The 12,755-nt window shown below is 39.8% G+C and carries 6 protein-coding genes, 2 rRNA genes and 1 pseudogene; 1 reads left to right on the top strand and 8 read right to left on the bottom strand.

What is annotated here, in order from left to right:
• Window positions 1–14 precede the first annotated feature (14 nt).
• The 5 genes from CORI_RS00585 to CORI_RS00565 are packed head-to-tail and all read right to left on the bottom strand — an operon-like array spanning window position 15 to window position 4,557.
• Window positions 15–1,790 carry a bifunctional alpha/beta hydrolase/class I SAM-dependent methyltransferase gene (locus tag CORI_RS00585; RefSeq protein ID WP_254064936.1) on the bottom strand — a complete coding sequence of 592 codons (1,776 nt, stop codon included), beginning with the start codon at window positions 1,788–1,790 and terminating at the stop codon, window positions 15–17.
• 10 nt (window positions 1,791–1,800) lie between these two features.
• Window positions 1,801–2,370 carry a DUF1287 domain-containing protein gene (locus CORI_RS00580; RefSeq protein WP_173030375.1) on the bottom strand — a complete coding sequence of 190 codons (570 nt, stop codon included), beginning with the start codon at window positions 2,368–2,370 and terminating at the stop codon, window positions 1,801–1,803.
• Window positions 2,371–2,384: 14 nt separating this feature from the next.
• Window positions 2,385–3,326, bottom strand: coding sequence for a phosphatidate cytidylyltransferase (locus tag CORI_RS00575; RefSeq protein WP_173030374.1), 942 nt, complete (start codon window positions 3,324–3,326; stop codon window positions 2,385–2,387).
• Window positions 3,323–3,955: a 1-acyl-sn-glycerol-3-phosphate acyltransferase gene (locus CORI_RS00570; RefSeq protein ID WP_216842247.1), complete on the bottom strand. Its 633-nt coding sequence runs from the start codon at window positions 3,953–3,955 to the stop codon at window positions 3,323–3,325. The genes CORI_RS00575 and CORI_RS00570 overlap by 4 nt, the downstream gene beginning before the upstream one ends.
• A 2-nt stretch (window positions 3,956–3,957) precedes the next feature.
• Complete coding sequence (locus CORI_RS00565; protein WP_173030373.1) at window positions 3,958–4,557, bottom strand: CDP-alcohol phosphatidyltransferase family protein; 600 nt, start codon at window positions 4,555–4,557, stop codon at window positions 3,958–3,960.
• A 299-nt stretch (window positions 4,558–4,856) separates the two neighbouring features.
• Between CORI_RS00565 and CORI_RS00560 the strand changes: the two genes are divergently transcribed.
• Window positions 4,857–7,757: a S8 family serine peptidase gene (locus CORI_RS00560; RefSeq protein WP_173030372.1), complete on the top strand. Its 2,901-nt coding sequence runs from the start codon at window positions 4,857–4,859 to the stop codon at window positions 7,755–7,757.
• Between the two features lie 795 nt (window positions 7,758–8,552).
• Here the strand turns inward: CORI_RS00560 and CORI_RS10640 are convergent.
• From CORI_RS10640 to CORI_RS00545, 3 genes and pseudogenes are all read right to left on the bottom strand, one after another.
• Window positions 8,553–8,759 (bottom strand): annotated as a pseudogene (locus CORI_RS10640) (ComEA family DNA-binding protein); the annotation flags it as partial.
• Between the two features lie 536 nt (window positions 8,760–9,295).
• Window positions 9,296–9,415, bottom strand: a 5S ribosomal RNA gene (gene rrf / locus CORI_RS00550).
• A 175-nt stretch (window positions 9,416–9,590) separates the two neighbouring features.
• Window positions 9,591–12,740, bottom strand: a 23S ribosomal RNA gene (locus CORI_RS00545).
• Window positions 12,741–12,755: the final 15 nt, after the last annotated feature.

The raw sequence follows: 12,755 nt of genomic DNA, 5'->3' as shown, positions 1-12,755 counted from the left end.
AAATGGGACAAATTTCACTCTTTTACTGCGACGCTAACGGTAAATATCCCGTCCTCATCTATCCAGTGGCGGATCTTTTTAAATCCCGCTCTACTAACAAGCTGATCCATCTCGACCACGCTTCGTCTACGCATGATCCACGCTTCGCCGTCTCTATGACTTGAAAGCGCCCTTGCGATCATCTCAAGCTGCGGATGATACGGCTGATTCGTATAGATGAGATATCCGCCCTTGCGCACGCTACGCCCAAAGCCATTAAGCGCAGTATTTATCAGTGCGTTATCGCTAAATAGCTCAAAAAGCCCCGAAACCACGCCGATACTTGCGAAATTTTCTAAATTTTCATAGCTTGATTTATGAAAGGCGTTTGCCTCTTCAAATGTCGCGATATCCTCTAAATTTCGCTCTTTTATGAGCTCCTGCCCCGCTTTTACGTTTACTTTGTCGTAGTCTCTTAAAAGTATCTTTTCGGGGCGAATTTCACCGCTTAGCGCATCAAGTATATATCTGCCGTGCCCTGAAGCGATATCGAGAATTTCTATACGCTCGCCTTTTTGCTTTAGCTCGCTCATCACGAAATTTAGCGCATGAGCGATATTTTCTTTGCGCTTTCTTATGCCTCTCCAGCCGATTGAATTTAGATAAATTTTATCAACCCACTTTACAAAAGCGTTTGAGCCTTGCGGCTGGTTTTGATAGACATAATCAAGCGTACTACCACTGTCATAACCCCTATCTTCGCCGATTTTAAGCCCCTTAACCCAAGGCGAAAGCAGCTTCATGCCAAATCTTTGCACACTAAAACAGACGTTTTTAGGATGAAATTTACAAAGCGGAGTGGCTAGTCTATCAGCCTCTTCTCTACTAAAGCCAAATTTATCCGCCTGCGTGCAATCAACCTCGCTTAAAGGCTTGCTAAATCGCTCGTTTATAAAGCCCCTAATCTTCTTAAAAGCCAGATGTCTATCCTGCTCGCCCAAAGTATCGTGATAAAAGCCCTGCATGACGTGGCGCTCTTTGATATGCGAGCCAAGCGAGTTATAAAATTCATGCTGAGGCGTGTGATTTACCACCCAGTCATCGCCTGATATAAGCAGCTGCAAAGGCGTAGTGATAGCCGCAGCATCGCCTACAACCCGCTTGCTTGCCTCGTAAAGCCCAAGCAAAATCCTAACCGATATGGCGCGCGCTATGAGGCTATCTTCGTTATAAGAGTTTATGCGCTCCTTGTTGTGCGTGAGGTAGTGCGCCTTGACGTAGCTGTTTACGAAAAAATTTCCTTTTAATTTATAAAGCAGCTTTAAACCCTCTTTGGCAAAAGGCACATAAAGCTTCACGTCAAACGCCGGACTTGCAAGCACCGCGCAGCGAATTTTAGGCGCATAATCATGCAGCCAAGTAGCAACCAGCACCGCACCTACGCTTTGAGCGATCACAGCGATATTTTCCTTGGCTATATCGTAATGCTTGCTTATATGCTCTATAAATTCGTCCACATCGGCCACAAGCCTAGCGATACTTGGCGCATCTCCTCGCTCTCCGGGGCTCTTGCCGTGACCGCGCGCATCCCAAGCAAAGAAATGAAAATCACTTAAATTTAACTCCTCGCTCATAAACATCATGCGTCCGGAGTGCTCATGTCCTCTGTGAAAGAGCACGATAGCTTTTTGGGGGCTTAAATTTGAGCTTTGCACGCTGTTTAAATTTCCATTTTGCCCCTGATCGCTTGGCGACTTGTGGCGATAAAAAAGCTCTGCTCCGTCGCTTGTGAGAAAAGTTTTTTCTTGCATATTAATTCCTTTAATTCGTAATCCTAAAATGCCCGGTTATCTTAAAATCATTTAGCACGTCTTCTTCTTGCACGCCAAGCCCGATATTGTGAATAATAAGCGGGGTGTTTCCAAAGAGGGATTTCTTATCGGATACTATGCCGATATGCGGTCTGCCGTTATCAAGCGTCCAAGTAACTATATCGCCCGGTTTATAAATTTTATCGCTTACTTTGTAGCCTTTGCGCTTAAGATATGTAGCGATATTTGGCACTCTTCTGTGGTCTATGTTTTTATCGGTGTTTTTTAAGCCCCAATTTTTAGGATAGGAGCTAAAATTTGCGCTCATATCTTTATGGATTAGCTCTTGCAAGTCGATATTTTGCTCTCTTAAAGCACGCACAACCACATCGGTACAAACCCCCTTTGAGATATCCACATCGCCCATCGGATAGGCAAGCCTTTCGTAGCTCGCGTCATAATAAAGCGTAACACCGATCTGGCTTCTTGCGTCTTTTACAAGCTCGCTTGGCGAAAAAGCCAGCAAATTTAAGCCTGCTAGTAGCAAGGCAAATTTAACTAAAATTTTAAAATTTCTCATCTTACTCCTTAAATTTACGCCCAAAAATAGCGCACTATATGAAAAAATATCGGCGCAGAAAAGCATAGCGAATCCATCCTATCAAGCATTCCGCCGTGCCCGCTTATAATATTGCCCCAATCCTTCACGCGCAAATCCCGTTTAATGGCAGACATCACAAGTCCGCCCAAAAAGCCCATAAGGCAAATAACAAGGCTGATAAAAAACGCCTGAATAAAACTAAAAGGCGTTAGCCAGTGCAAAAACGCCCCAAGCAAGCTAGCGCTCATCACTCCACCCGTAAAGCCTACGACAGTTTTGGAAGGAGATATATTTGGAGCTATCTTTGTCTTACCAAAGAGCTTGCCCCAGATATACTGAAGCACGTCGCTAGCTTGAGTTACAAGGATCAAAAAGAGCATTAAAAGAACCGATTTGCCTTCAAATTCATGCACATCAAGAATAAGAAGCGCAGGGATGTGAGAGATACAAAAAACACTTATCATAATCGCCCATTGGATAGTAGTCGAGCGCTCCAAAAAGTGCGCAGGATCGCCAAGAAGGGCGGACAAAATCGGCAAAAACAAAAACGCATAAACAGGGATAAATATCATCGCCATAGAGTACCAATCCATAAGGATAAAGAGATACTGAAGCGGCAAGATGACATAAAAGCAAGCCACAAGAGCGATGTGATCGCTGCGTCTTATGTAAATGAGCGATAGAAATTCTCGCAAAGCGGCAAAGGATATGACAAAAAACAAAAATATAAGCGCCTTTGTGCCCATATAAACAAAGCCAAATATGACTAAAATCATCACCCACCAAGCGTTTATGCGCGCGGTTAGGTTATCGATCGTAGCGTTTGGCGCGCCTTTAGCGACAAATTTTTTAAGTATAAAAGCTATGGTTGAAGATAGCGCCAGCATAACTAAAAGCCCCAAAAATAGCTTTAAAATCGCCTCGCCGCTACTCATTTCTCATCCTTTTTTAGGCTTAATAAGGCCTTTTTGGCTTTTGCTAGAAACTCAAATTTGTCTTCGTTTTCGTATCTAAATTCATCTCCCACGCAAATATCGCAAATAAGCGGAATCGGCAGGCAAAAACCCTTGGGAAGAACGTTTTGGATATTATTTATCCAAAGAGGGACTAAATTTACATTTGGATTAGCTTTGGCTAGGCGGTAAATTCCGCTTTTGAAATTTCCGATTTCAATGTCATCATCCATCTTGCGCGTGCCCTCAGGAAAGATGATAAGAGAATGAGTCTTTAGCGCCTCACTCATCTTTTCTATAAATTCCATGGGGTTTTTAGACTTGCGATCTATCAAAAACATGTTAAAAACGTGTCTAGCTAAAAACGGACGAATTTTGCCCTTAGTCCAGTAATCAGCGCCCGCAACGGGACGAATTTGCTTGCGCAACTTATAGGGCATCGATACGAAAATCAGCAAAAAATCGCCGTGGCTAGTGTGGTTGGCATAGTAAATTTTAGGCGTAAAATCGCTCATCTTCTTTAACTGCTCGCTAGGGCGAATACCCGTGATAAAAACCGCTATTTTACACAATGCAAAATCAACAACCCTAGCCGCCATATCTTTTATCATAATTACGCCTCCTTAAGTCCTGATTTCACGCGATTTATGCAGGTTATCACAAGCAATACTATTATCAAAACGCCAAGATAATAAACCCACTGCCAAAGCTCGCCGAAACAAGCGTATAGCATCCCAAAAAGCCCGAAAGCAAAGGCTCTGTCACTTTTACCCATAGGGCCGTCATATCTACGGTTCCTGCCTAAAACCTGCCCCAAAACACCCAGAAATTCGCTAAGTTGCGATAAAAAAATTATAAGCATAATAGTACCCCAATCAAACGGTGCGATAAAGGCAAAAGGCAGATAAAGAGCGCTATCTGAAATCACGTCCGTAGCTTCGTTTAGATAGCCTCCGAGGGCTGATTTTTGGTTAAATTCGCGAGCAAGTATTCCGTCAATGGCATTAAGCGCCATTCTAAGAAAAAGCCAAATAGGCAAGATAAAAAACAGCGCTGAAATATGAGAAAATTTAACCAGCAAAAATCCTATGAATACGGATACAATGCAGGCAAAAAAGGTAACTTGATTTGCCGTGATACCGAGATTAAAAAGCTTAGTCGTAAGAGGACGTAGGAGATTTTGGAATTTTGGCTTTAGCTCATAAATAGTCATAAAAGCTCCAAAAAATATTAATAGATAGTATTATTGTATAAATTTTCTTATACCAAATTTAATTTCAAAAAATCATCTTATATTACATGAATAATTTATATTCTATAAATATAAATTTAATAAAAGTTAATATTTTATTGATTTTTTTAAATTTTTATAGTATAATCCTCGCTTTTACTCAGACAACTTGCTTCAAAATCAATAAATTTTAGCTTATCCAAACGAGAGTACAAAAATAAACTTGTCGCCAGAAATAAAATTGGCCAACATCAAAAATTTATTAAACCAAAGGATTTTAAATGAAATTTAATAAGTGCATTAATTTTATAAAAAGCTCAGATTATAAATTTTTTATAATTTTAGCCATATCATCCATAATGCTGACCGCATGTGGTGGAGGCGGTGGAGGCGGAGGTAGCTCAGGTCCATCTACACCAAGTTACAATACAGGAAACAATCAGGCAAATCAAGTTCCTCCAATGGCTATAGTGCCGCCTGTAATAAATAATCCGGTTCCTCAAATAGATGAAAAAGACAGAATAGTCGGCTTGTCAAAAGGCGAAGAAAAAATAAACAAACAGGTGCTGTTAGATCAAAAAAGAGATGAAAATAAAATCACAGATATCGCAATAGTCGATACTTTCTTTTATAAAAACAATAAATTTAAACAAGATAACGGAGGCTGGCGAATACATATCCAAGAACAAAACGATATGTTGCCCGAAGACAAAACAGAACACGGAACTATGGTTGCTAGCATAATAGCCGATCATAATAAAAATGCAAGAATATTTGCATATAAAGGAGGGTTTAGACGAGGCGGAGTTATTATAGCTAGCGGCAGCGATCAGTTTGACGATGCCTACAAAAAAGGAGCTAGGATTTTTAACAACTCTTACGGAAGCGATCCAATGCCAAATTCCGGTGCGATAGCGCCATTTGATAATATAGCTAGATATGCGCAAAAAGATAGTATATTTGTTTGGGCGGCAGGAAACGAGTCTAAAAACAATGCATCGCCTCAAGCTTTATACCCGAGCCTAAACCAAAATGCAAAAAACGGATGGATAGCGGTAATGGCGGTAGCTAACGAAAACGACAGTGCTCTTACATGGTACTCAAATAAAATAGGCGACAAAGGCAAAACATGGGGTATAACGGCTAAAGGAAATTGGGATATAGAGTATGAGCCCGGAAAAACAAAACGAGAAACAGGAACATCTTTTGCAACTCCTAGAGTAACTGCTGCGGTCGCAAACGTATGGGAAAAATTTCCTTGGATGAACAATCACTTAGTAACTATGACGATACTATCTTCTGCCAATAAACCAGGTACTCAAGAACAAACCGAGGCTCCAGACTCTACTTTTGGCTGGGGAATTTTAAATGAGCAAAGGGCGCTTAAGGGGCCCGGTCGCTTAGATAGCTTACTTTTAACAGACAAAGATAAGCACGGACCGCTGCAAAAATTATTTACGGTAAATTTTGACCATAGAGACTATATGGATAAAAGCAAGCTAACATGGAGTAATAACATGGCAGGCGATGCCGGAATACATAAAAAAGGAACAGGAACTTTATATCTAACAGGAGAAAATACATATAAAAGCATAACTTGGATAGAGCAAGGAACTATAGGTATCTCAAATTTGATGTTAAATTCAGAAATTACTATAGAAAAAGAAGGAACCCTGCTTGCAAAATCAGAAAACAACAATAAAGTAAAAATAGGAAACGGTAAAAACAATACAAATTATACATATACAATCAATAACAACGGCGGTTCTTTAAATGTTTATGGAGTAGGTCTAAAGATAGACGGAGACTATATATCTAAAGACAATGGTCGAATAGCGATAGACATAGATAGGTCAAATTTAGAAATAACAGGTTCTATGGATATGGGGAATAGCTCTTATGTATTAGCGGACGTAGAAGATGTAAGACTGGTTCCAAAATCTGAAACTCAAACGAAAAAAATAATAACAGCAAGTGAAATTAAAAACTATAGTGGCGATTATAAAATTTCAGAAAATGTTTCAAAGTATATAAATTTATCAAATTTCTACATGGACAAAACAAAACAAAATATATATGTACAATACAATAGAAATTCTACCGAATATGTCTTAAATTCTATAAGACATGCGAATGTAAGCTCTTTAAATACCGCCAGAAATTTAGACGCTGTTTTAGATGATGTGGCAGAAAAAAATGAGCAGAGTGAAATTTCAAATGCGGCCATAAAAATAGTAAATGCAAAAGCTCATTTACTGCCTCAGATGATAGATTCTCTTTCGGGCGAAATTCACTCATCAAGTCAAAATATATTAATTAAACAAAACAGTATCTTTAACCGCACGCTAAGCAACCGCATAGCCTCTCTTATGAACTCGGATAAAAGCGGATTTTGGATAGACGGAATATATGCGGATAGTAAAATACACAAAGAGGGATATGCGGATTCAAAAGCTAAAATAAAAGGCTCTGCTATGGGTTTGGACACAAAACCAACAGATGAGATAACACTTGGCGTGGCTTTAGTTAAAGGAGAGTCAAAAGCGAATTTTGATGAGCCTTTCGGAAATATCAACATAAAAAATAACGGCGTTTCAATATACGGCTCATATGATTTTACAAATTTTTATACGCTTAGCAAATTCGGAATAAACGATTCAAAAAATGAAGTTCAAAGAACCGTTATAGATAGCAGCTCAAGCACCTCTTACAAAAGCAGAATTTACAATCTATATACCGAGCTTGGAACTATTATGAAATTTGAAAATCTACTGCTAAATCCTTTTGCAGCTTTTCAATACTCTAGAATTTCAAGAGGAAAATTTGAAGAAAATGTTCCTTTTGGTATTGTTTCAAATAAAACATCATATAAAACAAATTCATTTACCGCGGGACTAAGGACTGATATAAATTTAAATAAATTTGGTATAAATTCGGGCATAGCTTACACATACACACCGTCTCCTGAAAACTTTGCTTTTGACGCTAAATTTAAAGGATCTGATAAGAACATAAAAATAAAAGGCACAAGTGAGCCTAAAAATTCTACTCATTTAAGCCTTGGACTAAACTATAAAATATCAGATAAATTTATAATTGATTCTAGATACATTTTATCTATACAATACAACAGAAAAGACAGTGGTGTATTTAGCATAGGCTGCGTTTATAGATTTAACTAAATATCTCCACTTTCCAAATCTCGCCTCCATTGTTGGAGGCACCCTCTTAAACCCTCTCACACCTTGATCTAAACCGCATCTGCCGCAGTAGTCTATTACCGCTACTCATCTTTCTATTATTGCGCTATCTTGCTTTCTTATTTATCCTTATTTAGTCTTTCTCGTTTTTTGTTTTTTTAATTCTCTTATTTGCATTTTTTGCCTCAACTTGCTTCCGTTTCATTACCCGAACCACCTTCAACTTCATAAACGCTATAAATGTCTTATAAGTGATTATCGTAGAATGTTTTAATGTTGTTTCATCAGTAGAAAGTGGCGACCACTATATGTCTCTTTCATAACCTCACTCTACCATTCTACATCCACTGTCTCTTTTAATATTTTCCTGTTTCCATCCTCTTATCTCTTTATAGTCTTTCTATATTAATCCACCCCTACTCACCTTTATTTTCTCCCCCCCCTCCCCAAAAACCCTTACTACCCCTTCTTCTCTTTCTTTATTTTTCCGTCTTTACTCTCTTTTGTTTTTTTAGTATCCTTCTTCATACTCTCTTTGGCGTCTTGTATCTTCTCTTTTGCATCCTTAGCCTTATCTGTCTTATCTTCTTTACTCTTAGCCTTCTTTGCCTCTTTCTTTAAGTTATCTTCTTTGTCTTTAACTTTTTTGCTTAGACTGTCTTTAGTATCTTTTACTTTGTCTGCCTGTTTAGTTGTTTTTTCTTTTGTATCTTTTGTTTTAGATACTTTATCTTTTATCTTTTTAGTAGTATTAGCAGGCATTACGCTTTTACCCGATACCGATATATCTTGCTTTAACGCCTCAAATGTCTTATCTCCTATTCCGTTTACATTCTTAATATCATCTATAGAGTTAAACTTATTCATTTTTCTATATTCCATTATAGCCTCAGCCTTGGACTCTCCTATACCCTTTAAGCTCATAAGCTCCTCTTTAGTGGCCGTGTTTAAATTTATCTGAGCAAATGCAGATAGCCAAAGCATAATCAGTGCTAATAGTATATTTTTTACCGTATTCATAGTAAATTCCTTTTTATTAAGATGTTTAAATTTAAGTAGTTAAAATTCTATAACACTATGTTAAAGAAATGATAAATTTATAAATAAGTATAAGCAAATTTATTTTAATCTAAATTTCACAAGAAGCGTCTTAATCTATTAAATTTATGATTGTGTTACTAACAAAGCTTAATAACAGGGAGCTTTACAATTCTATGAAAAAATGAATTAAAAGACGACCATAAAAAAATATGGACTTTTTACAATATCTTTTAATTCGTAAAGTAATCATACAAGCTTAATAAATAAAATAAACAAATAAACTATAGATATAAAGAATAAATACAGAAGTTACTTTGGATAATTGTAAATAAAGCAGATAAATATATAAAGAATTTAAAAACTAATCGGTTTAAATTTAAAAGTATGTAAAAATATAATAAATGTAAAAAATTTTTATCTTTATTGTTAATATTTTTGGATTAGCTGTTTTTGATATGAATTTAGAAGAATAATAACAAAGCCCGCAACGACCTACTTTTCCAAACATCCCAGTAAGGGAGAGTATCATCAGCCAGGACGAGCTTAGCTTCTTGGTTCGAGATGGAGCAAGGCGTTTCCTCGTCTGTATAGTCACGGGCAGTGTTAAATAAAAAATCATTGCAGAGTTTAACCAAGATATTTTTATTTATATCTCAACAACCTGCTTCCTAATTTCTTATTTAACACTGTCTTTTATTTGTTAAGAGTTAAAGCGTTTTAAACAACAATCTTTTCTTGCAAGGTTTACCCTTAACAAGGAAGTGATGCTTATTAAAAGATAAGCAGACGACCTATTAGTACTGGTCAGCTAAAGGACTTTCATCCATTACACACCCAGCCTATCAAACATATAGTCTTTATGAGGTCTTAAAAGAAGATTCATCTTGGAGTTGGCTTCGAGCTTAGATGCTTTCAGCTCTTATCACATCCCAACTTAGCTACCGAGCGGTGCCCTTGGCAGGACAACTCGTACACCAGTGGTTGGTTCAACCCGGTCCTCTCGTACTAGGGTCAACTCTCCTCAATCTTCTTACGCCCACGGCAGATAGGGACCGAACTGTCTCACGACGTTCTGAACCCAGCTCGCGTACCGCTTTAAATGGCGAACAGCCATACCCTTGGGACCTGCTCCAGCCCCAGGATGCGATGAGCCGACATCGAGGTGCCAAACCTCCCCGTCGATGTGAGCTCTTGGGGGAGATCAGCCTGTTATCCCCGGGGTACCTTTTATCCTTTGAGCGATGGCCCTTCCACACAGAACCACCGGATCACTAAGACCGACTTTCGTCTCTGCTTGACATGTACGTCTCGCAGTTAAGCTGGCTTATACCTTTATACTCTACGAACGATTTCCAACCGTTCTGAGCCAACCTTTGTAAGCCTCCGTTACATTTTGGGAGGCGACCGCCCCAGTCAAACTACCCACCAGACATTGTCCTGCATGAGGATAACTCATGCCAGTTAGCTATCAGAATAAAAAAGAGTGGTATCTCAACAACGGCTCACTATAAACTGGCGTTTATAGATCAAAGCCTCCCACCTATCCTGCACATCTTTATCCCAATAGCAGTGTCAAGCTGTAGTAAAGGTCCACGGGGTCTTTCCGTCTTGCCGCGGGTAGGAGGAATTTTCACCTCCACTACAATTTCACTGGATCCCTCTTCGAGACAGCTCCCATCTCGTTACGCCATTCATGCAGGTCGGTATTTAACCGACAAGGAATTTCGCTACCTTAGGACCGTTATAGTTACGGCCGCCGTTTACTCGGGCTTCGATCAAACGCTTCGCAGAGCTAACGTCATCAATTAACCTTCGAGCACCGGGCAGGCGTCACACCCTATACATCCTCTTACGAGTTAGCAGAGTGCTGTGTTTTTGGTAAACAGTCGGGAGGGACTCTTTGTTGTAACCTTCTTTGCTTACGGAGTAAATCCTTAACAAAGCTAGGCACACCTTATACCGAAGATACGGTGCTATTTTGCAGAGTTCCTTGAAGAGAGTTCTTCCACGCGCCTTAGAATACTCATCCCACCCACCTGTGTCGGTTTACGGTACGGGCAACTATTACTAAACTTAGAAACTTTTCTTGGCTCGACAGTATCAAGGATTCAAACGCTGTTCCGAAGAACTTTGTCTGCCTGTGGGGTCTCGGATAAAGAGTTACGGATTTGCCTGTAACTCAACCTACACCTTTCGACCAGCACTTCCATCCGCTGGCTCCTTTAACTCTAAGCGTCCTTCCATCGCACATAATAGTTGGCATTGGAATATTAACCAATTTTCCATCGCATACCCCTTTCGGACTTTGCTTAGGACCCGGCTAACCCTACGATGACGAGCATCGCGTAGGAAACCTTGGGTTTACGGCGTTAATGATTCTCACATTAATTATCGCTACTCATGCCTGCATGCTCACTTCTATCCGCTCCAGCGCTCCTTACCGGTACACCTTCAACGCTGAATAGAACGCTCTCCTACCACTTGCACTTAATTATTCATACTATCAAATTTATACTCTAAATTCTAGTGCTTAACCTGAAATTTAAAAGAACGGATTAAGCAAAGTATTTTCAATGAAACATTTTTGCTTACGCAAAAAGCGCTTCACTTGTTTTGAGATGGATTTAAATGTTGCGATGACATTTTCGATTGAGACTAGCCATATAGGCTGTCGATTAAGAAAATTTCAAGCTCATTTAAATACGCTCAAAAGACGAGCTAGTATAAATGATTAAGTGCAAGTCTAAAGCTTCGGTACTCATTTTAGCCCCGTTATATTTTCCGCGCAGAATCACTAGACCAGTGAGCTATTACGCTTTCTTTAAAGGATGGCTGCTTCTAAGCCAACCTCCTGGTTGTTTCAGTAACTCCACATCGTTTTCCACTTAAATGAGATTTAGGGACCTTAGCTGTTAGTCTGGGTTGTTCCCCTCTCGACGACGGATTTTATCACTCGCCGCCTGACTGCCATGATTACACACTAGGTATTCGGAGTTTGATAGGGTTTGGTACATTGGTGTATGCCCTAGCCCATTCAGTGCTCTACCCCCTAGTGTTACTACATGACGCTATACCTAAATATATTTCGGAGAGAACCAGCTATCACGATGTTTGATTGGCCTTTCACCCCTATCCACAAGTCATCCCATAGCTTTTCAACGCTAGCGGGTTCGGTCCTCCACCGGCTCTTACACCGGTTTCAACCTGCTCATGGATAGATCACATCGTTTCGGGTCTGCAACATCTGACTAAACGCCCTATTAAGACTCGCTTTCGCTACGGCTCCGGGTTTCCTTAACCTCGCCAGACATCACAACTCGCAGGCTCATTATGCAAAAGGCAGTCCATCACCCTGATAAATCATAGGGCTCTGAATGATTGTAAGCAAATGGTTTCAGGTTCTATTTCACTCTGATCACCTCAGTTCTTTTCACCTTTCCCTCACGGTACTTGTGCGCTATCGGTCTAGTAGTAGTATTTAGGGTTGGATAGTGGTCTACCCGGCTTCAGACAGAATATCACGTGTTCCGCCCTACTCAGGATACTGCTAAGTAAAACATCGCTTTCATATACGGGAGTATCACCCTCTATGCTTAAGCTTTCCAGCTTATTCTATTAGCTTTGTTTAGTCTATATTGCAGTCCTACAACCCCGTTAGTAAACTAACGGTTTGCCCTCTTACGCGTTCGCTCGCCGCTACTAGCGTAATCTCGTTTGATTTCTTTTCCTGAGGGTACTAAGATGTTTCAATTCCCCTCGTTCGCTCCATTACGGTAACTGACATCGCTATCAGTTGGGTTGCCCCATTCGGAAATACCCGGATCAAAGCCCCTTGACGGCTCCCCGAGTCTTATCGCAGCCTGGCACGTCCTTCATCGCCTCTACTAGCCAAGGCATCCACCATTTGCTCTTTGCAGCTTACCTTTTATTAGTATATTT

Origin of the sequence: Campylobacter sp. CCUG 57310, assembly GCF_013201975.1 — a bacterium.
Lineage (GTDB): Bacteria > Campylobacterota > Campylobacteria > Campylobacterales > Campylobacteraceae > Campylobacter_A > Campylobacter_A canis.
This window is presented reverse-complemented; position numbering and strand designations above follow the sequence as displayed.